The sequence below is a fragment of the Enterobacter sp. I4 genome (assembly GCF_022669095.1).
GTDB lineage: Bacteria > Pseudomonadota > Gammaproteobacteria > Enterobacterales > Enterobacteriaceae > Enterobacter > Enterobacter pasteurii.
In genome coordinates, this window is sequence record NZ_JALBUO010000002.1 from 538,474 (window position 1) to 561,882 (window position 23,409).

The following is a 23,409-nucleotide window of genomic DNA, read 5'->3' on the forward strand; positions in this document are numbered from 1 at the left end:
GGTTTCAATGCAATCAGAAGAACGCCTGCGTTTTCGCGACGCGATGGCCAGCCTGTCGGCGGCGGTCAACGTCATTACCACCGAGGGTGAGGCCGGTCGCTGCGGCATTACCGCCACCGCCGTCTGTTCCGTTACGGACACGCCGCCGTCGCTGATGGTGTGCATCAACGCCAGCAGCGCCATGAATCCGGTCTTTCAGGGCAACGGCAAGCTGTGCGTTAACGTGCTGAACCACGAGCAGGAGATCATGGCCCGCCACTTTGCCGGGATGACGGGCATGGCAATGGAGGAGCGCTTTGCCCTCTCCTGCTGGCAGAAAGGCCCGCTGGCGCAGCCGGTACTGAAAGGGGCGCTGGCAAGCCTGGAAGGGGAGATAGCCCAGGTGCAAACTATCGGCACCCATCTGGTTTACCTCGTTGAAATTAAGAACATCATCCTCAGCGGCGAGGGGCACGGCCTGATCTACTTCAGGCGCCGTTTCCATCCGGTGATGCTGGAGATGGAAGCCGCGGTGTAATGCCGTTGCGCAAAAAACGCTGAGGTTCCGCGCGGGTGTGGGCGGCCACGCCCGTCAGCGCTGGATTATTCTTAGTGATCTCAATCACATATTTCCCTCCACTGAGGGTGAGCCCTGACCACTCGCCCTCGCTTTTGACCGCTCACGCATCGCTTTCAACCACTCACCCATTTACCGTCCTTTACGCGCGCGAGGATCTGGCACGATCGCTCCAGCATTAATCAATACCTCCTCACAACGAACCCTGACCCTTTTTTCTTTACATAAAAAACCAGGTCTTACTATGGATACTAAAAAACTACTGAAGCACGTGCCCTGGGCCTTACTCGGGATCCTCGGCGCTTTCTGTCTGGCGGTTGTCGCATTACGCCGGGGCGAGCACGTAAGCGCCCTGTGGATCGTGGTCGCGTCGGTTTCCGTCTACCTTGTGGCTTATCGCTACTACAGCTTATACATCGCGCAGAAGGTCATGAAGCTCGACCCGACGCGTGCCACCCCGGCGGTCATTAACAATGACGGCCTGAACTACGTGCCAACCAACCGCTACGTGCTGTTTGGCCACCACTTTGCCGCCATTGCAGGCGCTGGTCCGCTGGTCGGCCCGGTGCTGGCCGCGCAGATGGGCTACCTGCCGGGTACGCTCTGGCTGCTGGCGGGCGTGGTGCTGGCGGGGGCGGTGCAGGACTTTATGGTGCTGTTTATCTCCTCGCGCCGTAACGGCTCGTCGCTGGGTGAGATGATCAAAGAAGAGATGGGCCGCGTGCCGGGCACTATCGCCCTGTTTGGCTGCTTCCTGATTATGATCATCATCCTGGCGGTGCTGGCGTTAATCGTGGTGAAAGCGCTGGCCGAAAGCCCGTGGGGCGTCTTTACCGTCTGCTCTACCGTACCGATTGCGCTGTTCATGGGCATCTACATGCGCTTCCTGCGCCCTGGCCGCGTGGGCGAGGTGTCGGTTATCGGTATCGTGCTGCTGGTCGCCTCTATCTACTTCGGCGGCGTGATTGCGCACGACCCGTACTGGGGCCCGGCGCTGACCTTTAAGGACACCACCATCACCTTCGCGCTGATCGGTTACGCGTTCATCTCTGCCCTTCTGCCGGTGTGGCTGATTCTGGCACCGCGCGACTACCTGGCGACCTTCCTGAAAATCGGCGTAATCGTCGGGCTGGCAATCGGTATTGTGATCATCAACCCGGAGCTGAAAATGCCGGCGGTGACCCAGTACATTGACGGCACCGGCCCGCTGTGGAAAGGCGCCCTGTTCCCGTTCCTGTTTATTACTATCGCCTGCGGCGCCGTGTCTGGCTTCCACGCGCTGATCGCCTCCGGCACCACGCCGAAGCTGATGGCCAACGAAACCGACGCGCGCTTCATCGGTTACGGCGCGATGCTGATGGAGTCCTTCGTGGCGATCATGGCGCTGGTTGCGGCATCTATTATCGAGCCAGGCCTGTACTTCGCGATGAACACGCCGCCGGCGGGTCTGGGCATCACCATGCCAAACCTGCATGAAATGGGCGGCGAAAATACCGCAATGATTATGGCCCAGCTGAAAGAGGCCAGCGTACACGCGGCGGCGACCGTCAGCTCCTGGGGCTTTGTGATCTCGCCTGAGCAGATCATGCAGACCGCGAAAGACATCGGCGAACCGTCCGTGCTGAACCGCGCAGGTGGTGCACCGACGCTGGCGGTGGGTATCGCTCACGTGTTCCATAAAGTGCTGCCGTGGGCGGACATGGGCTTCTGGTACCACTTCGGTATTCTGTTCGAAGCGCTGTTCATCCTCACCGCGCTGGATGCCGGTACCCGCGCGGGCCGCTTCATGCTGCAGGACCTGCTGGGTAACTTCGTGCCGTTCCTGAAGAAAACCGACTCTCTGGTGGCGGGCGTTCTCGGTACGGCGGGCTGCGTCGGCCTGTGGGGCTACCTGCTGTATCAGGGCGTTGTTGACCCGCTCGGCGGCGTTAAGAGCCTGTGGCCGCTGTTCGGCATCTCTAACCAGATGCTGGCGGCAGTGGCGCTGGTGCTCGGTACCGTTGTGCTGGTGAAGATGAAGCGCACCAAATACATCTGGGTCACCGTGGTGCCTGCGCTGTGGTTGCTGCTCTGCACCACCTGGGCGCTGGGTCTGAAGCTGTTCAGCAGCAACCCGCAGCTGGAAGGCTTCTTCTACATGGCTAACCAGTACAAGGAGAAGATCGCCGCAGGCGGCGCGGATCTGACCGCGCAGCAGGTTGCCAACATGAACCATATCGTGGTGAACAACTACACCAACGCGGGCCTGAGCATTCTGTTCCTGGTAGTGGTGTACAGCATCATCTTCTACGGCATCAAAACCTGGATGAAGGTGCGTAACGCTGATGGTCGTACGGATAAAGAGACCCCGTACGTGCCGGTGCCGGAAGGCGGCGTGAAGACCTCTTCCCACCATTAATCTACTAATACCCCTCACCCCAGCCCTCTCCCCATAGGGGAGAGGGTGTAAAAGTTCCCTCTCCCCTATGGGGAGAGGGTTAGGGTGAGGGGCTTTTCCTGTCTGGAATCCACAATGTTTGGTAACTTAGGCGAAGCAAAAAAATACCTCGGTCAGGCGGCGAAAATGCTGATTGGCATTCCGGACTATGACAACTACGTTGAGCATATGAAGACCAACCATCCGGATAAGCCGTACATGACCTACACCGAATTCTTCCGCGAGCGTCAGGAAGCGCGCTACGGCGGAAGTGGAGAAGGCGGCGTCCGCTGCTGCTAAAGGAGAGACCATGACCCCGATTGCCGTTACCCTGCTGACCGGTTTTCTCGGCGCCGGTAAAACCACCCTGCTGCGCCACATTCTGAACAAGCAGCACGGCTTTAAAATCGCCGTCATTGAAAACGAGTTCGGCGAAGTCTCCGTTGACGACCAGCTGATTGGCGATCGCGCCACCCAGATCAAAACCCTGACCAACGGCTGCATCTGCTGCACCCGCTCCAGCGAGCTGGAAAACGCCCTGCTGGACCTGCTCGACAGCCGCGATCGCGGTGAAATCGACTTTGACCGTCTGGTGATCGAGTGCACCGGCATGGCCGACCCTGGCCCGATCGTTCAGACCTTTTTCTCCCACGATATTCTTTGCCAGCGCTACCTGCTGGACGGCGTCATCGCCCTGGTCGATGCGGTCCACGCCGACGAGCAGATGAACCAGTTCACCATCGCCCAGTCCCAGGTGGGCTACGCCGACCGCATCCTGCTGACCAAAACCGACGTGGCGGGCGACAGCGTTAAGCTGCGCGAGCGCCTGACGCGCATTAACTCCCGCGCGCCGATTTACACCGTGACGCACGGCGATATCGACCTGTCCAGGCTGTTCAACACTAACGGCTTTATGCTGGAAGAGAATATCACCGCGAAACCGCGCTTCCACTTTATGTCTGACAAGCAAAACGACGTGGCGTCGATCGTGGTGGAGCTGGACTATCCGGTAGATATCGGCGAAGTCTCCCGCGTGATGGAGAACCTGCTGCTGTCGTTTGCGGATAAGCTGCTGCGCTATAAGGGCATGCTGTGGATCGACGGCGAACCAAACCGCCTGCTGTTCCAGGGCGTGCAGCGCCTCTACAGCGCCGACTGGGACCGCCCGTGGGGCGAGGAAACGCCGCACAGCGTGATGGTGTTTATCGGAATCCAGCTGCCGGAAGAAGAAATTCGGGCGGCGTTTGCGGGGCTGAAGAAATAACCTCTCCGTTTAACTACGCGCTCCGAACAATCCCCTCTCCCTTTGGGAGAGGGTTAGGGTGAGGGGTAAGAGATAAACTTATTTCAACGCCTGCGGCAGCGTCACAATCCACAGCTCGCTGTCTGATTCCGGTTTCTTCAGCGGCTTCACGCTGAGCGTGGTTTCCACCGGTTTATCATCCAGCGTCAGTGCACCCTGCGCGTTCACCCGATAATCCTTAAGCTTTTTGCCCTCCACCGGGTTTTGCATCGCCACCTTCACGCCAAAGTCGTTATCGTTCGCCACCGCCAGCGTTTTACCGTCAATCAGCGCCAGCCCTTCGGCCTTTTCCTGCTGCCAGCCCAGCGCGCGCAGGTCGACCACCTGCGTTTTTTTAGCAAGCGTAATGCCGCGCTGCGCCAGCGTTTTCGCGTCATCAAACTCCGGGTACTCGCCCGGCCTGTCGAACGCCGTCAGGTCGCTCGCATTGCGCAAATCGACCCTGTAGATGAGGTTGCGCATCGCGTCGTTTTTATCTTCGCCCTGTTCAATCAGCAGGACAGAGTGGTCATCCAGCGCCACGATGTCGCCAATTTTGGCGTCGCTGTTCTTACCGTAAACTTCACTGTCGACGGGGTAGCCGTACATCGCGGTTTTGCCGGTCGCCGGATCGAAGCTCACCAGACGCGTAAACAGCGCCTGCTTTTTGCTCTTACCGTCGATATCCAGCGTGCTCTGCACGGCGGCGATAATACGCCCGTCCGGCATCCGGGTTAGCCCTTCAAAGCCCCGGTTGGCCTGACGCCATTTGATAACGTTGGGCAAACCGCCCGCAATGGATTTCTCCCCTTCTGCCGCCTGCGGGCCGTGGATCGCCAGAATTTTCCCCTTGCTGTCAACGTTGATCAGGAACGGGCCGTACTCGTCGCACAGCCAGTAACCGCCCTTCCCGTCCGGCGTGATGCCTTCCGTATCCAGCCCGCGGTTGTCGCCCTTGAGCACCTTTAAAGCGTCGCTGAACGCCACTTCATTGGTCGAGCCAATCACGCCGTTTTCCAGCGGCAGGCCGTTAATCTCGCCTTTATCATCATGCAGCGGGCGCGCATCCACGGCCTCCGCTTTGCCGTTTTGCACGCGAATCGTCATCAGCATCGGGGCGAAATCCGGCGTCACGAAGATCTTGGCGTCGTTTTTCCCCACCTTTGGCGAATCCGCATTGGGACCGCGATCGGTGACGGTCGCGAAGGTCAGGGTATCGCCCTGCCTGCCGGTGAACAGCAAGCCTGAGCCAATCCCCACCGGAAGCCCGTGCGGAAACGCGCCGGCAAACGCACCGCTGTATTTTACGTGCGAGCCGTCGGGAAAGCTGACGACGTAGCGCTCAGCGGTTGGCTGTGCCGCCAGGCCAGAGAAAGAGAGCGCACAGCCGATAAGCACAGAAATGATTTTTCTTTTCATATTGTTAGCATCCATAAAGTGAAGCCAACAACGTAATGAAGAAACGTGTCAGAAAAATGACATGGCGGGCGCACGGATCCGCCCGAAAGGGTGTATATCAATCACCAGAAATGTAAACCTCTGTCTTTATCTGTGACAGTTGAAATACTTTTGGAAATTATTAGAAACCCAATTAATTCACCCTGAATGACTATTTGCGCCTCGTTCATTCACCGTTTAGCCAGAAATATAAACTGTACCTAAACGCGAATTTATTGCGCATTGACGAGAGGCCAAACAAACATTCATGCAACATTTAAGATTCAATAAACATACATAATCAGCATAAAACCGCGATATGCATCACATTTGCAGTCATAAACATCGCTTGTTAAGGTGCCCTCAGATTAATTTGATGACGAGGGCATACTCATGAAAAAACTTAACGTTCTGATCCTTTCCGCACTGACCGCCGTATCGGGCTCCGCGCTGGCCATGGGCGGCAGCATCGAGCAGGGTAAAAACTTCACCAACCTGAACGTGGAAATGGGTAAATCCACCTCCGGTCTGTACACCGAAGGCAACTGGCTGAAAAACACCGATGACGGCACCCAGACCGGCGGCGTGGGCGCAGGCTACAACGTCGAAGTCGGCCCGGTGATGCTGAACGCTGGCGCGAAGGCTATCTACATCGGCCCGAAAAAAGGCGATAACGGCGTGGCGTTCCCAGTCGGCGGCGGCGTGAACGTTGCTCTGACCGACAGCATCCGCGTGTTTGGTGAAGGTTACGTTGCGCCGGACGGTCTGAACAACAGCGTGAAGAACTACGTTGAAGCCAACGGCGGCGTTAGCTGGACTCCGATCAAACCGGTAACGCTGAAGGTGGGCTACCGCCACGTGAGCGTTGACGGTAAAGACGGCCGTCCAAACCACACGCTGATCGACGGCGCCTACGTGGGCGGTGGAGTGAGTTTCTGATGAAACCCCGCATAGCCGCGCTTTGTGTTTTAAGCATCACGGTCATGCTTGCCGGTTGTGTCCAGTACAAATGGGTTAAGCCAGGCGTCAGTGATGCTGAGATGAATAAGAAGCTCACGGAATGCGAAGCGCAGGCGCTTATCGATCTGCCCCCGGATAACGTCGTGACCGGTTCAAGCTCGGAAAAAACGGACAAGAAGCATAAGAAAAAGGATGTTTCAACGAGCTACACGGTGGAAGACGCGAATGAATATCGCCGGGATACGCTCGTTGACAGCTGCATGTTCAAAAGCGGCTGGGACAAGATTGAAGTGCAATAAATTTCCTGAAAAAAACCTGCCGGATGGCAGGTTTTTTTATTACCGCGTTACTTGCGCACCACCACCAGCTTCTGGTTCACAAACTCTTTGATCCCCAGATCCGACAGCTCGCGTCCGTAGCCGGAACGCTTCACGCCGCCGAACGGCAGCTCGGGCGCGGTGTCGGTGAGCCAGTTGATGTAGACCATCCCCGTCTCAATGCGCGACGCCATCTTCTTCGCCCGCTCGATGTCCTGGCTGAATACCGCCCCGCCCAGACCGTAGTGGGAGTCGTTCGCCAGGGCGACCGCCTCGTCGTCATTTTTCACCACATAGATCTGCGCCACCGGGCCGAAGAACTCTTCGAAATACGCCGGGTTGTCGCGCGAGATGTGGGTCAGGATCGTTGGTTCGAAGAAGCTCCCGTCGCGCTGTACCGGCCTGCCGCCGTAGTGCAGCGTCGCCCCGTTTTTCAACGCTTCGTCGACCTGTTTGGTCAGCGTTTCAAGCGCGTCTTTAGACGATAGCGGCCCCAGCGTGGTGCTTTCATCCAGCGGATCGCCAATCTTCACCTGCTTAAACGCCTCGGTGAATTTGCTCAGGAACGCGTCGGCAATGTTTTCGTGCAGGATAAAGCGCTTCGCCGCGGTACAGACCTGTCCGGCATTGTTGAGCCGCGCGCTAACGCCTGTCTTGACGGCTTTCTCCAGGTCGGCATCGTCCAGCACCACGAACACGTCGTTACCGCCCAGTTCGAGGGTCGATTTTTTAATGTGCTTCGCCGCCTGCGCTGCCACCACGCTCCCTGCTTTTTCGGAACCCGTGAGCGCCGCCCCCTGTACGCGATCGTCGGCGATAATGTTCGCTACCTGCTCAGACGAGATAAACAGGTTGGTCCACGCCCCTTCCGGCGCGCCCGCTTCACGCACCAGCTGCGCAAAGGTCTCGGCACAGTGCGGTACGATGCTGGCGTGCTTGGCCAGAACCGGGTTACCCGCCGCCAGGTTTGGCGCCAGAACGCGCATCAGCTGGTAATACGGGAAGTTCCACGGCTCGACGGCCATCACCACACCGATGGGGTGATGCTCAACCCACGCTTCCCCGAGTTCGGACTGATACTTCACCGGGGCAAGGAACTGCTTCGCATTGTCGGCGTAATAGCGGGCGATTTGCGCGCACAGCTTCACTTCGCCACGGCTTTGTTCGATGAGCTTACCCATCTCCTGGCTGGCAATCTTCGCCAGATCCTCCGCGCGCTCGTCAATCAGATCGGCCAGCTTATGCAGCACCGGCAAACGCTGGCTTATATCGCCCTTCGCCCAGTCGGAGTGATAGAGCGCATCGGCTGCCTTCAGTGCCGCCTCAACGTCTGCATCAGTGTGGGAGGGATATTCTTTGACGAGCTGGTTAGTGGCAGGATTTACTGTCTGGTAAGCCATATCGAATCTCCTTGTTTTACCGCTTAGGGTTTTAAGCGTAGTCAAAATGACTGGCGATGGAGGTAAAGTTGGGTATATACGGAGGGTTCTTAGTGGGGCACGGGCATGGTATAAAAAACATACCCGACAGGAGCGCCTATGACCCATACCCGACACGTCCGCCAGAACTTTAACCGCATCCCGGGCCTTGAGCTGCGCAGCACGTGGCACAGCACCGTGGCGTATAAACGTCATTGTCACCCCCAGCTCTCAATTGGCGCGATAGTGGAAGGCCAGACCTGCTGCGTGTGTCATGACAGAGAGTACATCCTTCATCCCGGGGACCTCATTGCGATCCCGGCCTATGCGCCGCACAGCTGCAATCCCGTCGCCGGGCAACCGCGCAGCTACCATATGCTCTATATCGACACGGACTTTCCGCTGGCAGAACAGGTCATTCGCGACCGCACGCTATTTGCGCTTTACCTGAATGTTGTTGAGAACATGTCGGCTAATTCCCTGAACGCGCTGATTTCTGCCCTTCCGCGCTGCGCCAGCCGCACGGGTGAGCTACGTTCAACCAGCCAGCACGTTCAGCAGGCTTTGCTTTCCGACCTTGCCGCACCGCCCTCGCTTGATGACCTTGCCCAACGCTTCTCGCTCCGCAAGGAGACGCTGATCCGCACCTTCAGGCAGGACACCGGCCTGACGCCGGGCAGCTTTCTCAACATTTCCCGCGTGGAGTACGCCAAAGCGCGGCTGCGCGCCGGGGACGATATCGCCGACGTTGGCTATCAGAGCGGCTTTGCCGACCAGAGCCATTTCCACAAGACCTTCGTCAGCTATACCGCCGCCACGCCGCGCCAGTACGCCACGGGCCGATCAATATCAGACAATAATCAGGATAAGTAACATCGTAAGGTGGCCTCAGTTAATGCGACGAGGTCACTATGGAAACGTTCTTCCCTTCCGCTTTTCTCGCCCTGGCGCTGGCGCATTTTGTTGCCCTGCTAAGCCCGGGTCCCGATTTTTTCCTGCTGGTGGGCTACGCGGCGCGCTACCGGCTGCGCGGCAGCGCTGGACTGTGCTTCGGCATCGCCGCGGGAAACGGGTTGTATATCCTGCTGGTGATTATCGGCTGGAGCGCGCTGCGCCAGTTTACGTGGCTGTTTACCCTTATCGAGCTTTGCGGGGCGCTGTACCTGCTGTGGATCGGCTCGCACCTGGTACGCAGCCGCCCGCAAGCGCTGGCGCTGAATGAAACCCATCAGCGCTTTCCCTCGCTGCGCAAGCAGATCCTGCTGGGGCTCGGCTCGGCGCTGTTAAATCCAAAGAACGCCCTGTTCTATCTGGCGCTGATGACGGCGCTGTTGGGGCCGAACGTCACGCTGCTTCAGCAGTCGACCTGCGGCGTCTGGATGGTGATGGTGGTGCTGGCGTGGGATCTGGCGCTGGTGTCGCTGATGGGGCTACCCGCGGTGCAGCAGAAGCTCAGCCGCTCGCTGTGGCTGATTGAGCGCACGGCAGGGGTAGTGCTGATGGCGTTTGGCGGGTGGGTGCTGTGGCGGTTTTTGCACTTTCCCCCCGTCTCCCTCTATCCTTAACCCATGGAAAAAATAGCTGAACTCAAACGCGCCAAGCTGCTGGCGCTGTCGCTGCTGCTGATTGCCGTCGCGGCGTTTATCACCACCCTCTTCCTGCCGCAAACCTTCTGGGTGCGCGGCGTGAAGGCCATTGCCGAGGCGGCGATGGTCGGCGCGCTGGCGGACTGGTTCGCGGTTGTCGCGCTGTTTCGCCGGGTGCCCATTCCGTTTATCTCCCGCCATACGGCGATTATTCCGCGCAATAAGGACCGTATCGGCGATAACCTCGGCCAGTTCGTGCAGGAGAAGTTTCTCGACACGCAGTCCCTTGTTGCCCTTATCCGTCGCTATGAGCCCGCGCAGATGATTGGCACCTGGTTCAGCCAGCCCGATAACGCCCGGCGCGTGGGGCAGCATCTGGTGCAGGTGATGAGCGGTTTTCTGGAACTGACCGACGACGGTCGCATTCAGCGCCTGCTCAAGCGCGCGGTGCATAAGGCTATCGACAAGGTCGATTTAACCGAGACCAGCGCCGTCATGCTGGAGAGCATGACCAAAAACAACCGCCATCAGGTGCTGCTGGACGCCATCATTAACCGGCTGATTACCCTGATCCAGCGGGAAAGCACGCGGGAATTTATTTCCGACCAGATCGTCCACTGGCTTAAGACCGAGCATCCGCGCAAGGCGATGGTGCTGCCCACCGAGTGGCTGGGCGACCAGAGCGCCGAGATGGTGTCAAACGCGGTAAATACCCTGCTGGACGACATCAGCCACGATCGCACGCACCAGATCCGTCAGGCGTTCGACCGCGCCACCATCAGGCTCATCGACAATCTGAAAAACGATCCGGAGATGACGGCAAAAGCCGAAAACATTAAGCACTACCTGAAAAATGACGAGGCCTTTAACCGCTATCTGGGGGAGATGTGGGCCGACCTGCGCCAGTGGCTGAAAAATGACATGCAGAGCGACGACTCCCGCGTGAAGCAGCGCATCGCCAGCGCCGGGCTATGGTTTGGCGAAACGCTGACCAACGACGCCAGCCTGCGCGCGTCCCTGAACGAACATCTGGAGCAGGCCGCGCACCGCGTGGCGCCGGATTTCGCCGCGTTCCTGACGCGACATATCAGCGACACGGTGAAAAGCTGGGACGCCAAAGACATGTCGCGTCAGATTGAGCTCAACATCGGTAAAGATCTTCAGTTCATTCGCGTTAACGGCACCCTGGTGGGCGGGACGATCGGTCTGATCCTGTTTCTGCTCTCGCAGCTGCCCGCCGTGCTGGGGCATTAATCCGCTTTTGGCGGCGCGATAACGTAGCGCGTCGCCTCAAAGCGGTTGAGGATCAGGTGCACCAGAAAGACCATCGTCAGCGTGACCACCAGCGCGAAGGTGACGGAGGTGATGCGGTACAGATCGCTGAACACCAGGTCGCTGTCCGGGTGCATATTCTGCCCGAACATAATGCCGATGGTGGTAATACTGGCGAAGCCCACACCGGCACCCACCTTCTCCATCACGTGCAGACGCGCGCCAAAGGCCAGCCCAAGGCCAATCAGCGGCATCATCAGCAGCATGTGGCTGCTGTGATCGTACAGAATAAGCTGGACGACAAGGATATAAAGACACCCCAGCACCACGCCGACCACGCGCCAGATGGAGCTGATAACCGAGCCGCGATAGTGCATCGGGAACAGGATCAGAATGCCCGCCATCAGCGCCGACAGGGAATCGCTTAAATCGCTAATCTGAAACACCACGAAAATCAGCGTCGCCACGGTGCCGGAGAGCAGCGACTCGTGGCGCACGCGGGCGTCGTTTTTCTCGATCAGCGGCGGCGGCTTGCGCGGCTCCACGTCCGGCAGCAGGTAATTCATCAGCGCGCTCAGGCACACCGCCATCACGCTCGCTTCAATGTTGGAGAATAAAAGCGTGTGCCAGCTGGTCGTGGGATAGCTCATAAAGTTGAGCATCACGCTCTGGCACACCACGCCCATCGAACCGAACAGAAACAGCGGCCCCTTGCTCATAAAGCGAAACCGCATCACGTACAGGGCAAATACCACCAGCGTCATGATGACCGGCCACTGCGACAGATAGCCGATGATAAGCACCATCTCCACGCAGTTTAGCGAAGCGCTGAACACAAACTGCTTCGCTACGTGGCGGTTAAACACCGGCACCAGCGACAGCAGCATGATCGGATAAACCACAAAAAACACGCCGTAGCTGGTGTTGTAGAAGCTCGACACGCTGAGCGCAATCATCCCGGCAAAGACGATGCGCAGGGTCTGGCGAAAGTCGTTTGCCGTATAGACGATGTTGCCGTGCGGGGTAAAGACCCGCGCCAGAGTGCTAATAGACATAGTGAAGCAGGCTCACCAGATGAATTTGCATCCCGGAGAAGAAGCGCGCAAACGGCCCTTCGCTGTTGTAGAGCTGAACGGTGGCGCGCGCGCCGGTCGGCAGCGGCTTCGGTATGGCCTCGTCCAGCGCCACGTGAATGCGCATACGCTGAGCGTCACGCACCCAGCGGTTGGAGGTTTCCGGCTGTGACAGCTGGCCGTTAACGGCCTCCTGTCCGGCGAGGATCCCCGCGTCGCTGCTGGTGACGTGGGCGCGGAACACCTGCCCCGGGAAGGCGTCAAACACCACGGCGGCATCGGTGCCCTGGTGGGTATGGCGCAGGCTCTTCTCGCGGAAATCGGCCACGATATCCGTCTGCGTGTTCACCAGCGCCAGCGCGGCCGAGCCGGACGAGGCGTAAAAGCCGGGGCTTAACTGCAGGTTACTGACCGTACCGTCCGCCCCGGCGTAGACCTTCGTCCAGCCCAGATTCAGCTCCGCCTCCTCCAGCGCGTTGCGGTATTTTTGCAGCGTCACGTTGCGGTGCTCATCCCGCTCCCCGCGCTGAATGCGCAGGTTATGGATGTTGGCCTGAATCGCGCTGACGGACTGCTCGCTGCTCTGCCAGGCGGTGCGGACTTTGTCCAGATCCGCCTGCGAAACGTTCTGCATCGTGCTCAGCTTCCGGTAGCGGTCGAAGGTCACCTTATCGTTACGCGCCGTCAGCACGGCGGTTTTCAGGCTGGCCTGCGCGGCGGCAATCTGCGCGTCCAGCTGCTCGTTAGACAGGCGGGCCTGCTCCAGCGCGATGCGCGCCGCGTCGACCCTGTTGCGAAACGGCGTGTCGTCGAGCTCAAACAGCAGATCGCCTCTCTTCACCTGGCTGTTGTTATGGACATGGACCGCCGCCACATAGCCGGAGACGCGCGCCGACACCGGCGTCACCACGCGCATCACGGTAGAGTCCGGCGTCAGCGGGATCCAGATATCCGCGACGATAAAGTAGACAAACATCAGCAGGAAAGAGGCAATACTCACCCTTACCCAGCGGGCAAACTTTTGTTCAGGAGTCATTATTTTTCGGTCTTGTTATCTTCTTCGCGGATTGTCCGCAAATTGCAGGCGATTTGATTTAACGTGGCGCTGAAAATATCGATATGTTCCGGCGCGATGTTTTGCGATACGCGCGCCTGAAGCGTCTCGATCACCCGAGTAAGCCGTTGAAGAATGGCCTTTCCTTCGGGCGTCAGCGTCAGTAGCCGGATGCGCCTGTCGTATGGCGAGACGGTGCGCAGCAGGTAGCCCTGCTTTTCCAGCTGCGTCAGCGTGCGCATCAGCGGGGGCAGTTCAATACCCTGCACCTCCGCCAGCTCGCTGACCGAGACGTTATCCCCAAGCTGATGAAGCTGCATCATTACCGTCCAGCTCGACTGGGTTAACCCGGTGTCGAGAATGGCGTCGTCGATCACCGCGCGCCACTGGCGCACGATCATCGCCATCCGCATGCCCATCGGCCTGCGGCTAAACAGATCGTCTTCACTCATGGGGAGTCCCTCTCGTATTACCCCACCACGATAATAGTTATCAGGGTAAGTATCAAGAAACGAGAATCTAAAGCGCAGGAATTGCGAAAGGCTGGCTGCCTCTCCTGTGGGTGAGGGGATCGGGCCGCAATGGCGTTTAGCGGCTAAAGTACTTCCTGACGGCCGCCTTCCCTGCGCCCGTAACCACTACCTCCCTGTATCCCGCCACCCGCTGGATCCAGCCCTTGCTTTCCAGATGCATGAGCAGTGCCGCCCCCGCCTCTCCGCCCAGATGAAACCGCCGCTCGCTCCAGTCCAGGCAGGCGCAGCAGGCTTTCCGGCGCGGATGCGCGCTTAACGGAACGCCGAGCTTCAGGAACTGCTCCCGGCCATACAGCGTCAGCGCGGAGCCGTCCGCCTCAAGCCAGCCTTCCGCCTGCATGAACTCATAGATCTGCACCGCCACCGCTCCGGCAAGATGGTCGTAGCAGGTCCTGGCTTCACGCAGGGCTTTTGGCGCGGAGGTTTCCGGCGGCGTAATGCGGCTCCAGGAGAGCCCCATCATCTGCTCGACCAGCGCCGCCACGTCGTGCCCCGCCAGACGATAATAGCGATGCCGCCCCTGCGACAGGCAGGTAATCAGCCTCCCTTCCACCAGCCGGGCGAGGTGCCCGCTGGCGGTCGACGGCGCCACGTCGGCGGCAGCGCTCAGCTCCGTGGCGGTCCAGGCCCGTCCGTCCATCAGCGCGCAGAGCATCTTCACGCGCGACGGATCGGCCATGGCTGCCGCCACCGCGGCAATGGCCCGCTCCAGCGCCGCGCTGCCGTCAGGAGATAAGCTCGTCTTTAACATTCGTTGCCCAGGGTTCGGTGATCTCTGCGGCCAGCTTATCATCATCCGTCAGCAGAATAAGGTGATTCGCATGGTCGCTGTACTGGGTAAGCACAGACACGCCCCGTGCGGCCAGCGCGGCCGCCAGCTCGCCCAGCTCGCCGGGTCGCTCCTGCTTGAGTTTTCTGATTACCGGTTTACGTACGGCCAGCACGGTAAACCCACCCTCAGCCAGCACGCGGCGGGCTTTTTCACCATCCTCCACCAGAAAATGAGCATCGGTGCCGAATACGCCGCCGCCTTCCAGCCCCACGCCGTTGCGCCCCAGAAGTTGCCCAAAACGCGCCAGCTCGCCGGGAACAGCGTTAAACACGACATGAACGTCATACATCCGCGTGCCCTCCGGTTTCGGAGGCGTACTCCCGCGTGACCTGCGCCACCCGAATACGGTAGTACGCAAAAATCGACTCCCGCCCTTCGGCCTGTGCGGCCTGATGAAAAACATTCTGCTTCCAGCTGCGGACAGCCGCTTCATCACGCCACCAGGAGAGCGAGAGGATTTTGCCGTCGGTGGTCAGGCTCTGGAAACGTTCGATATCGATAAACCCGTCGATACCCGCCAGCAGCGGCTTGAGCTCAGCGGCCAGCTGCAGGTAACGCGCCTGATGGACGGGGTTGGCTTTGGCTTCGAAAAGGACTGCGATCATGGTTGTCTCTCCGTTGTGAGGTTACGAAGAGCATGCGGGAACAGAATGGCCGATGCTTCGGCAGGGAGCGAAATGTGGTGGCACGGCGCTTATCGGTCTACGGCAGGCCCGGTAAGCGCCGCGTTATTGTGATTATTCCAGGTTAGCCTTGTTCAGCCCGTAAGCCGCATCCAGCGAGCCGGGCGCCATGCGCGACGTAATGCCCAGACGGTTCCAGGCGTTGATCGCTGCGATGGCGAAGTTCAGCTCCGAAATCTCCACGTCCGAGAAGTGCTCCGCCACGCTGCGGTACAACGCGTCGCTCACCCCATGCACGCCAATCTGGGTCAGCGCTTCGGTGAAGGCCAGCGCGGCTTTCTCGCGGGCGCTGAACAGCGGGGATTCGCGCCAGGCCGCCAGATGGTACAGGCGCAGCTCGCGCTCGCCGGCGATTTTTGCCTCTTTCGAGTGCATGTCCAGGCAGAAGGTACAGCCGTTCAGCTGCGACACGCGAATGTCAATCAGGTGCTTCAGCGCCGGGTCGATGGAGGTTTTCGCCACCTCCATGCTCAGGGCGGAGAGGGCGTTGGCGAGGGCAGGTGTGGCTTTATGGTGGTTTACGCGGGTGCTCATTGTCTTTCCTCTGTATTGTGCGGTTTATGTCGCGCGATGATGCAAATCTACGCCGTTCATGACATAGTAAAAAGATACAAAAAGCGTGAAATGAGGTAGGACATGAAGCCAGGCTATCACGACATCTATGCCCGCTATCGCGACAACATCACGCGCGGCGTGCTGAAGCCCGGCGATAAGGTGCCTGCCATCCGCGTGCTGGCTGAGGAGCTGAAGGTGGCGCGCAAAACCGTCGAAACGGCCTATGCCATCCTGACGGGCGAAGGGTACCTGGTAAGCCAGGGCGCCCGCGGCACGCGGGTAAACCCGGATCTCCTGCTTCCGGCTACACCCGCTCCGGCGGAGCAGACCACCGGCACGCTCCCGGCATCGCTTATCAGCCAGCGCGAGCGGGCCGGCTTTCTGCGCCCCGGCATTCCCGCACTCGACAGCTTCCCGTACAAAAAATGGCTGCTTCTGGCGGGCCAGGCGACGCGCGCCATGCGTCAGGATGAAATGCTCAACCCGCCGGTGTCGGGCTGGTATCCGCTGCGCGAGGCGATCGCCCGCTATCTGAATATCTCCCGCGGGCTCTCCTGCACCGCCGACCAGGTGCTGATCACCAGCGGCTACAGCAGCAGCCTGCGCCTGATCCTCGACACGCTTGCGAGCCGCAGCGACAAGGTGGTATTTGAAGATCCGGGCTATTTTATGGGCCAGCAGCTGCTCAGGCGGATCGTGCCGCGTCTGCACACCGTGCCGGTCGATCGCAGCGGGATCGACACGGAATACCTGCTCCGTCACCATCGCGACGCCCGCTTTGCCATCGTCACCCCGTCGCACCAGAGCCCGCTGGCGGTAACGCTCTCCCTGCCGCGTAAACAGCAGCTGCTCGACTGGGCTTCGCAGAACGAGGCGTGGATTATTGAAGACGATTACGACGGGGAGTTTCACTACACCCGCAAGGTGCTGCCGTCGCTGAAAAGCCTCGACCGGCATGACCGGGTGATCTTTATGGGCACCTTCAGTAAAACCATTATGCCGTCGCTGCGCATGGGCTACGTGGTCATGCCCGCGCGCACCGTTAGCGCTTTTACCGACTGCGCGGAAATCACCACCAGCGGCCAGCCGGTACTGACGCAAAAGATCCTCACCGCGTTTCTCAACGAGGGGCATTTTTTCCGGCATCTTAAGAAGATGCGTGCCCTCTACCAGACCCGGCGCGACTGGATGATTGCCGCCCTGCGTGAGGTGTATGGCGACCTGTTCTTCACCGAACAAAACGACGGCGGGATGCACATTGTGGCGTTTCTCAGCACAGGAAGCCGTGACCGGGAGGTAGCGCGCTGCTGGCAGGCACACCAGCTGCAGGTGAACGCGCTGTCCGAGTGGTATTGCGGGTCCGGGAAGCGCTACGGGCTGGTAATGGGCTATAACAACGTGCGGTCGTATCAGGAGGCGGTTGAGCTACTGGAGAGGCCGAAACGGCAGACGCTTGAAATATTACTCTGAAATCAGATATCTGCCCAATTAGCACCGATTTAAAATATCGATATAATCTGATGGCTTTTTTACATTTCTAAGGAAAAGAAAATGAAATCAATTTTGGGATTTGATTATTTATTAACACCACGCGTGCTGGTCTTATTTTACTGGATCGCCATGCTGCTTATTTTTGCAGGCGGTGTGTATACCATGTTCAGCGACCATCTCATCACCGGCTTTATCGGTATGATATGCAGCCTGGTCGGATGCCGCGTGATGTTCGAACTGATTATGGTTGCGTTCAAGAACAACGAATATTTGCGCCGCATTGCTGAAAACACGTCGATAAAATCTGCCGAATAATCCGCTTGTTATATGCCGGGTGGCGGCTGCGCCTTACCCGGCCTACGGGATCGAGTAGGCCCGGTAAGCGTAGCGCCACCGGGCGATGACGCGGCTCATACATCATGCCGCGACAACCCAACGTCCTTGAGCTGCTCGTCGCTCATCTGGCTCAGAATGCGGCGGGTACGGTTGATGCGATACCAGTTACGCAGCGTTTTCGCTATCCAGACAAACGCGATAAACGGACGTTTTGAACGATTCTCGTAGAATTCCATCATGCTCTCCTCACTGTGCCAGTGAGGCTATCATCGTGCAAATCAGCCCGTGCAATACAGATTCAAAAACACCTTTTGTTTAACATACAGATCCGCTAAAACGGTATCTGCTTGCCGTTTGTAACGGCAATCTGTACTGGTTTATTAAACTGTATGGTAATAACAAAGGATACAGCATGACGCGCTACCAACATCTGGCCAATCTTCTGGCGGAACGCATCGAGCAAGGGCTGTACCGCAGCGGCGAACGTCTGCCGTCGGTGCGCGCGCTGAGCCAGGAGCACGGCGTAAGTATCAGCACCATACAGCAGGCCTATCACATCCTTGAAAACCTCCAGCTCATCACGCCCCGGCCGCGTTCCGGCTATTTTGTTTCAACACGGAAGGCTCAGCCACCCGTACCGGCGATGACGCGCCCGGTGCAGCGCCCCGTGGACGTTACCCAGTGGGATGAGGTGATGATGCTGCTGGACGCCCGCGCCGATAAAGAGATGATCTCCTTCGGCGGCGGCTCGCCGGACGTTAACCAGCCGAGCCTGAAGCCGCTCTGGCGCGAGATGAGCCGCATTGCGCAGCACAATCCGGGCGAGATGCTGAGCTATGACGTGCTCGACGGGCGCCTGGAGCTGCGCGAGCAGATCGCCCGCCTGATGCTGGACGGCGGCTCTACCGTGGCGGCAAACGAGATTGTGATCACCAACGGCTGCCACGGCGCGCTGTCTATCGCCCTGCTGTCGATCTGCAAGCCGGGAGATATCGTAGCGGTCGAGTCCCCGTCGTTTCACGGCACCATGCAGATGCTGCGCGGCTTCGACATCAAGGCGATTGAAATTCCTACCGATCCTGAAACCGGCATCAGCATCGAAGCCCTGGAGCTGGCGCTGGAGCAGTGGCCGATCAAGGCGGCGATCCTGGTGCCCAACTGCAACAACCCGCTCGGCTTTATCATGCCTGAAGCGCGGAAAAAGCAGGTGCTGGCGCTCGCCCAGCGGCACGATATTGTGATTGTGGAGGACGATATCTACGGCGAGCTGGCCGCAGAGTACCCGCGTCCGCGCACCATTCACTCCATGGATATCGACGGCCGCGTGATCCTGTGTAGCTCGTTTACCAAGACCGTGGCGCCGGGGCTGCGCGTCGGCTGGATTGTTCCGGGCCGTTATTACGACCGGGTGATGCACATGAAGTATGCCGCCGGCGGATTCAACGTGCCGGGTACGCAGATGGCGGTGGCGGCCTTTATTCGCGACGGGCATTACCATCGCCACGTGCGGCGTATGCGCCAGATTTATCAGCAAAATATGGAAACCTATACCTGCTGGGTGCGGCAATATTTTCCGGCAGAGATATGCGTCACGCGGCCTCAGGGAAGCTTCCTGCTTTGGGTCGAGCTGCCGGAGAAGGTAGATATGGTGTGCGTGAGCAAGCAGCTGTGCCGCCTGAAGATCCAGGCGGCGGCCGGGTCGCTGTTTTCCGCCTCCGGCAAGTACCGCAACTGCCTGCGCATCAACGTGGCGTTACCGCCTTCGGAAAAGCATCGCGAGGCGTTGAGGAAAATGGGGGAAGCGATTGTGATTGCGATGGAGGAGTAGCGCGGCCTGATGCCCTCACCCCGGCCCTCTCCCACGGGGAGAGGGCGAAAAGGGGCTAACGCCTCAGAACGTCCAGGAAACGCTGCCCACAATGCTGCGTTCTGCGCCAAAGTAGCAGTACGAAAGCGAGTTACACGCCGCCACGTAGCTTTTGTCCGTGAGGTTATTGACGTTCAGCTGCGCGCTCACGCCCTTCAGCCCCACCTTCGACAGATCGTAGCCCACCACCATATCCACCAGCGTATAGGACGGCAGCGTGTGGGTGTTCTGGCGATCGCTGGTAATACCGTTTACGTAGCGCACGCCGGAGCCGACGGTCAGGCCGTCCAGCGGACCGGTTTTAACGTCGTAGCTCAGCCAGGCGGAGGCCATATTGCGCGGGGCATAGACGGCGCGCTTGCCCTCCTCTTCCGGGCTGCTCTTCTTATAGCGAATATCGGTATACGTATACGCCGCCTGCACGCGCAGGCTGTCGGTTAGCTGGCCAATCGCCTCCAGCTCAACGCCTTCGGATTCGATTTCACCGATGGAACGATACGGATCGGTCGGCTCCTCTTTGGTGGCGATGTTCTTCTGGTTGATGCGGAACACCGAGGCACTGAACTGGCTGTTCATCCCCTCCGGCTCGTACTTGACGCCCGCTTCCCACTGCCTGCCCTTCATCGGATCAAGGATCTTACCCTGCTCGTCGGCAAAGCTGGTCGGCGTAAAGGCGGTAGAGTAGCTCACGTACGGCGCAACGCCGTTATCAAACAGATACAGCAGCGCCGCGCGGCTGCTGAAGTTGTTCTTGTCCAGATCGCTGCGGGTATGGTTGAAGTTGTCGATATTCGACACGCTCACCTGGTCGTACCGTCCGCCCAGCGTCAGGCGCCAGCGGTCAATGGACATCTGATCCTGAAGGTAGTACCCGGTCTGGCGCAGCTTGTGTTTTTCCCGGCTGTACTGGGTGATGTAGTCGGGCTTCGCGCCGTACGCCGGATGGAAGGCGTCGATCGGCGGGAAGCCGCCGTAGTAGCCCGTCACGTTGTTGGTGCGATCCTGATAATCCATGCCGATCAGCACCCGATGGTTCACCGCCCCGGTGTCGAAGCTGCCGTCCACCTGGTTATCCAGGGTGATGGCGTTCATCTTCTCGTCAGAGCCGGAGTAGCCCCGGTTCAGTTCGCTGTCGTTCAGCCAGCCCGCGGCATACACCTGATTCAGCTCCACTTTGGTATGCAGGTAGCGCAGCTTCTGGCGCACTGACCAGCCGCTATCGAACATATGCTCGAAGCTGTAGCCCACCATATTCTCGCGGCGATCGTATTTGTCGTAATCGTCTTCCCCTTCATAGAAGGTGTTGGCGATCTTCCTGCCATGGTGCGGCACGACGGTGCCTTCATACGGCAGACCGGAGTGGCTACCGCCTTCCGGATCCCGGTGCAGGTAGGCCATCAGATCCAGACGGGTGCTGTCGGTGATGCGCCAGGTCAGGCTCGGCATCAGCGCGTAACGCTCCTCCTTCAGCGGGTCGAACTGGGAATCGGCGTAGCGGGTCATGCCGCTGAGGCGCGCCGCCACGCGGTCGTTATCGTCCAGCGGGCCGGTGACGTCAAACATCGCCCCGCGCTGGTCGTTATTCCCGGCAAAGAGCTTGATCTCCCCGCCCGGATCGAACGACGGCTTACGGGAGGTCAGCGCCACGATCCCGCCGGGGGATGAACGGCCATACAGCACGGAGGCCGGGCCGCGGACCACCTCAACGTTTTCCAGGAACCACGGATCGACCACCAGCGAGCTGTGGGAATTGGTGTCCCCCATCATCTTCAGGCCGTCGAGGTAGATATTATCCAGGCTGCCGTCAGAGAAGCCGCGCAGCACGATGTAGTCGAAGCGGTTTGAGGCCCCAATCTGGTTGCTGTACACGCCCGGCGTATAGCTCACCGCCTGACGCACGCTGGTGGCCCCCTGCTCTTCAAACTGCTCGCGGGTGACGACAGAGACCGACTGCGGGGTTTCAATATCCGGCGTTTCAATTTTGGTGGCGGCAGACTGCATCTGCGAGGTGACCACAACGGTTTCGGTTTTTTGGGCATCCTGTGCCAGCAAAGGAAAAGCGACGCTACCGGTAACCCATCCCACCAGCAGTGCCAGACGCGACTTAGCAAACATGATCCTCTCCAAAGGCATTTCTTATTGTTAATAAGAATTATTACCTTTTTCATTCCGCAAACGGCTATGCGCGCCGCCAGGTTTCGTATGCGCGATGGCAAACCGCACGGATCGCGTTCGCAGGAACAGGAAAAATGGGTTAGCGCGGCTGGCGCACTTCGCCGGGAGAGACGCCGTAGCGGCGACGAAACGCGGTCGAGAAATTGGTGGCATGCTGGTAGCCGGACATCCACGCCGCCTGCTGCACGCTGTAGCCTTCAAGAAGGTAGCGGCGCGCCAGCGAAAGGCGGCAGTCGCGCAGGTAATCAAATACCGTACAGCCGTAGCGCTGACGAAACTTGCTGCGCAGGCTGCTCTGGCTCATTGCCGCTAGGGCGGCCAGTTCGGCAAGGGTGTGATTCAGTTCGGGCGACTGTTCCAGCATGCTCCGCACGCGTTCCAGACGCGCATGCTCTGGTCGGCACAGGCCATGCTGCTGGCGCTGGCTCAGGCCGTGTCCCAGCAGCTGATACATCAGCCCTTCCAGAAGCAGCCTCCGGGAGAGCGCACTTACCCCCTGCCGTTGCGCATGCTCAATGCCGGAAAGCACGTGGTCCGGAACCTGCCAGACAAACCCCGGAATCTTCTGGTTTTGCCATTCCAGAAGCAGCGACTCCAGCAGCCCTTCACGTCTGGCATCGGAAGGGTAGACGCCGAACGACAGCGTCTTCAGGGTGCAGTCGGCATCGTGTCGCGCGCCCATCACCTGCTCTTCGCTGAGGCGGGCGCTGAACGCCATCCCGGATCGCACCACGTATTCATCATCCCCGAGCGTGAGCGTGACGCATCCCTCCAGCACCACCAGCATATAGAGCGGGCTGCTGTGGCGGGAGGTGGTTTCGTAGGGCTGCAGTACGTGAACGTCGGAATGGGTCAGGGAAATCCCTGAGGAGAGCGTCATCTCCTCCACATCGCCGCGGAGCACCGGGCTGGTGGCCTGCGTCTCCTTGAGCTGCGGAAAATGGTAGTCGATACCGTAGCGCTCGCCAAATACCTGAAAATCCGCCACAAGGTAAAGGCGTTTCGCTGGGGTATTTGCATTCTGGCGCATCGTGAGGAGCCTGCATCGGATAAAAGACGAAGGGAAACAGTACCATTCATTTATCGTGGCGGCAATGCGGCGTTTTTTAATGCGGGTTTAATAGCACAAAGCCCCGGCCTGAGCCGGAGCCTGATAATATATTTTCAGGAAAGAAATATATTTATGCTTCCTGCCATTTAGCAAAGACCGCGTTATGGTCTTTGGTCAGAATAACTTTATTATCATCCACTTTGTCGACCCAGCCGAGCGGAATATAGTGATGCTTGCCGCCAGATTCAGGATCGCTTTTCGCAAGCTTAATGCGCTCGCCGTCCAGATGGTCCACAACGCCGACATGCGTACCGCAGCTGGCTACAACCTGGGTATGGTCCTTAATTGCGCTTTTATCTACCATGTTGATTCTCCTGTTTCGGTTATATGGCTGTTGCACGTCATTAACTGTAGCGTATAAAAATCTGCTTGCGGCCTGTATTAGCATTTTGAAACATCATTGACATAACCACTTATTCAGTATATTTAGCGATTCCTGTTTACGCCGTTCCTGA

At 58.9% G+C, this 23,409-nt stretch carries 25 protein-coding genes; 12 read left to right on the forward strand and 13 right to left on the reverse strand.

Annotated elements, in window-relative coordinates:
• Positions 1 to 7 precede the first annotated feature (7 nt).
• The 4 genes from MOQ06_RS14860 to yjiA all read left to right on the forward strand — a co-directional run bounded on the left by MOQ06_RS14860 (position 8) and on the right by yjiA (position 4,236).
• Entirely contained in the window at positions 8 to 517 is a 510-nt protein-coding gene (locus MOQ06_RS14860; RefSeq protein ID WP_148422047.1) for a 4-hydroxyphenylacetate 3-monooxygenase reductase subunit, read from the forward strand.
• A 283-nt stretch (positions 518 to 800) separates the two neighbouring features.
• Complete coding sequence (locus tag MOQ06_RS14865) at positions 801 to 2,954, forward strand: carbon starvation CstA family protein (protein WP_148422049.1); 2,154 nt, start codon at positions 801 to 803, stop codon at positions 2,952 to 2,954.
• A 114-nt stretch (positions 2,955 to 3,068) separates the two neighbouring features.
• Positions 3,069 to 3,272 carry a YbdD/YjiX family protein gene (locus tag MOQ06_RS14870; RefSeq protein WP_003856610.1) on the forward strand — a complete coding sequence of 68 codons (204 nt, stop codon included), beginning with the start codon at positions 3,069 to 3,071 and terminating at the stop codon, positions 3,270 to 3,272.
• Positions 3,273 to 3,282: 10 nt separating this feature from the next.
• Entirely contained in the window at positions 3,283 to 4,236 is a 954-nt protein-coding gene (gene yjiA, locus MOQ06_RS14875) for a GTPase (RefSeq protein ID WP_242173746.1), read from the forward strand.
• A 78-nt stretch (positions 4,237 to 4,314) separates the two neighbouring features.
• On the opposite strand, the gene MOQ06_RS14880 is transcribed toward yjiA, so the two are convergent.
• The gene (locus MOQ06_RS14880; protein WP_242173748.1) at positions 4,315 to 5,673 is read right to left on the reverse strand and encodes an esterase-like activity of phytase family protein; all 1,359 of its coding nucleotides are present in this window, start codon (positions 5,671 to 5,673) and stop codon (positions 4,315 to 4,317) included.
• A gap of 411 nt (positions 5,674 to 6,084) precedes the next feature.
• Between MOQ06_RS14880 and MOQ06_RS14885 the strand changes: the two genes are divergently transcribed.
• Together MOQ06_RS14885 and MOQ06_RS14890 are read left to right on the forward strand one after the other, a co-directional pair.
• Entirely contained in the window at positions 6,085 to 6,630 is a 546-nt protein-coding gene (locus tag MOQ06_RS14885) for a YfaZ family outer membrane protein (RefSeq protein WP_176608792.1), read from the forward strand.
• The gene (locus tag MOQ06_RS14890; RefSeq protein ID WP_148422055.1) at positions 6,630 to 6,950 is read left to right on the forward strand and encodes a hypothetical protein; all 321 of its coding nucleotides are present in this window, start codon (positions 6,630 to 6,632) and stop codon (positions 6,948 to 6,950) included. Before MOQ06_RS14885 ends, MOQ06_RS14890 begins: the two co-directional genes overlap by 1 nt.
• 47 nt (positions 6,951 to 6,997) lie before the next feature.
• Here the strand turns inward: MOQ06_RS14890 and MOQ06_RS14895 are convergent, their stop codons facing one another.
• Positions 6,998 to 8,368: an NAD-dependent succinate-semialdehyde dehydrogenase gene (locus MOQ06_RS14895; protein WP_242173750.1), complete on the reverse strand. Its 1,371-nt coding sequence runs from the start codon at positions 8,366 to 8,368 to the stop codon at positions 6,998 to 7,000.
• A 138-nt stretch (positions 8,369 to 8,506) separates the two neighbouring features.
• On the opposite strand from MOQ06_RS14895, the gene MOQ06_RS14900 reads away from it, so the two are divergent.
• From MOQ06_RS14900 to MOQ06_RS14910, 3 genes are read left to right on the forward strand one after another with little or no spacing between them, the layout of a single operon-like run.
• Entirely contained in the window at positions 8,507 to 9,259 is a 753-nt protein-coding gene (locus tag MOQ06_RS14900; RefSeq protein ID WP_242173752.1) for an AraC family transcriptional regulator, read from the forward strand.
• A gap of 38 nt (positions 9,260 to 9,297) precedes the next feature.
• Entirely contained in the window at positions 9,298 to 9,951 is a 654-nt protein-coding gene (locus MOQ06_RS14905; protein ID WP_242173754.1) for a LysE family translocator, read from the forward strand.
• Between the two features lie 3 nt (positions 9,952 to 9,954).
• A complete protein-coding gene (locus MOQ06_RS14910; protein WP_148422062.1) occupies positions 9,955 to 11,226 on the forward strand; it encodes a DUF445 domain-containing protein in 1,272 nt (423 codons plus the stop codon).
• Here the strand turns inward: MOQ06_RS14910 and MOQ06_RS14915 are convergent.
• The 7 genes from MOQ06_RS14915 to MOQ06_RS14945 all read right to left on the reverse strand — a co-directional run bounded on the left by MOQ06_RS14915 (position 11,223) and on the right by MOQ06_RS14945 (position 15,953).
• Positions 11,223 to 12,299 (reverse strand): DUF2955 domain-containing protein, encoded by a 1,077-nt coding sequence (locus MOQ06_RS14915; RefSeq protein WP_148422064.1) that lies wholly within the window; start codon positions 12,297 to 12,299, stop codon positions 11,223 to 11,225. The genes MOQ06_RS14910 and MOQ06_RS14915 overlap by 4 nt on opposite strands.
• On the reverse strand, positions 12,289 to 13,356 hold the full coding sequence (locus tag MOQ06_RS14920; RefSeq protein WP_242174438.1) for an HlyD family secretion protein: 1,068 nt from the start codon (positions 13,354 to 13,356) through the stop codon (positions 12,289 to 12,291). The genes MOQ06_RS14915 and MOQ06_RS14920 overlap by 11 nt, the downstream gene beginning before the upstream one ends.
• A complete protein-coding gene (locus tag MOQ06_RS14925; RefSeq protein ID WP_148422068.1) occupies positions 13,353 to 13,823 on the reverse strand; it encodes a MarR family transcriptional regulator in 471 nt (156 codons plus the stop codon). Before MOQ06_RS14925 ends, MOQ06_RS14920 begins: the two co-directional genes overlap by 4 nt.
• Positions 13,824 to 13,959: 136 nt before the next feature.
• Complete coding sequence (locus tag MOQ06_RS14930; RefSeq protein ID WP_242173756.1) at positions 13,960 to 14,655, reverse strand: winged helix-turn-helix domain-containing protein; 696 nt, start codon at positions 14,653 to 14,655, stop codon at positions 13,960 to 13,962.
• Positions 14,630 to 15,025: an amino acid-binding protein gene (locus MOQ06_RS14935; protein ID WP_242173758.1), complete on the reverse strand. Its 396-nt coding sequence runs from the start codon at positions 15,023 to 15,025 to the stop codon at positions 14,630 to 14,632. Before MOQ06_RS14935 ends, MOQ06_RS14930 begins: the two co-directional genes overlap by 26 nt.
• Positions 15,018 to 15,341 carry an antibiotic biosynthesis monooxygenase gene (locus tag MOQ06_RS14940; RefSeq protein ID WP_148422074.1) on the reverse strand — a complete coding sequence of 108 codons (324 nt, stop codon included), beginning with the start codon at positions 15,339 to 15,341 and terminating at the stop codon, positions 15,018 to 15,020. The genes MOQ06_RS14935 and MOQ06_RS14940 overlap by 8 nt, the downstream gene beginning before the upstream one ends.
• A 132-nt stretch (positions 15,342 to 15,473) precedes the next feature.
• Complete coding sequence (locus MOQ06_RS14945; RefSeq protein ID WP_176608798.1) at positions 15,474 to 15,953, reverse strand: carboxymuconolactone decarboxylase family protein; 480 nt, start codon at positions 15,951 to 15,953, stop codon at positions 15,474 to 15,476.
• A 102-nt stretch (positions 15,954 to 16,055) separates the two neighbouring features.
• On the opposite strand from MOQ06_RS14945, the gene MOQ06_RS14950 reads away from it, so the two are divergent.
• Together MOQ06_RS14950 and MOQ06_RS14955 are read left to right on the forward strand one after the other, a co-directional pair.
• Complete coding sequence (locus tag MOQ06_RS14950; protein WP_242173761.1) at positions 16,056 to 17,444, forward strand: PLP-dependent aminotransferase family protein; 1,389 nt, start codon at positions 16,056 to 16,058, stop codon at positions 17,442 to 17,444.
• A gap of 81 nt (positions 17,445 to 17,525) precedes the next feature.
• A complete protein-coding gene (locus MOQ06_RS14955; RefSeq protein WP_242173763.1) occupies positions 17,526 to 17,780 on the forward strand; it encodes a DUF4282 domain-containing protein in 255 nt (84 codons plus the stop codon).
• Between the two features lie 95 nt (positions 17,781 to 17,875).
• Here the strand turns inward: MOQ06_RS14955 and MOQ06_RS14960 are convergent, their stop codons facing one another.
• The gene (locus tag MOQ06_RS14960; RefSeq protein ID WP_047052556.1) at positions 17,876 to 18,037 is read right to left on the reverse strand and encodes a DUF1127 domain-containing protein; all 162 of its coding nucleotides are present in this window, start codon (positions 18,035 to 18,037) and stop codon (positions 17,876 to 17,878) included.
• Between the two features lie 176 nt (positions 18,038 to 18,213).
• Here MOQ06_RS14960 and MOQ06_RS14965 point away from each other — a divergent pair, with 176 nt between their 5' ends.
• On the forward strand, positions 18,214 to 19,629 hold the full coding sequence (locus MOQ06_RS14965; protein WP_148422078.1) for a PLP-dependent aminotransferase family protein: 1,416 nt from the start codon (positions 18,214 to 18,216) through the stop codon (positions 19,627 to 19,629).
• 63 nt (positions 19,630 to 19,692) lie between these two features.
• On the opposite strand, the gene foxA is transcribed toward MOQ06_RS14965, so the two are convergent.
• The 3 genes from foxA to MOQ06_RS14980 all read right to left on the reverse strand — a co-directional run bounded on the left by foxA (position 19,693) and on the right by MOQ06_RS14980 (position 23,258).
• Positions 19,693 to 21,801: a ferrioxamine B receptor FoxA gene (gene foxA / locus MOQ06_RS14970; protein WP_242173765.1), complete on the reverse strand. Its 2,109-nt coding sequence runs from the start codon at positions 21,799 to 21,801 to the stop codon at positions 19,693 to 19,695.
• Between the two features lie 121 nt (positions 21,802 to 21,922).
• A complete protein-coding gene (locus MOQ06_RS14975) occupies positions 21,923 to 22,873 on the reverse strand; it encodes a helix-turn-helix transcriptional regulator (protein WP_242173766.1) in 951 nt (316 codons plus the stop codon).
• Positions 22,874 to 23,024: 151 nt separating this feature from the next.
• On the reverse strand, positions 23,025 to 23,258 hold the full coding sequence (locus MOQ06_RS14980; protein ID WP_242173768.1) for a DUF2171 domain-containing protein: 234 nt from the start codon (positions 23,256 to 23,258) through the stop codon (positions 23,025 to 23,027).
• Positions 23,259 to 23,409: the final 151 nt, after the last annotated feature.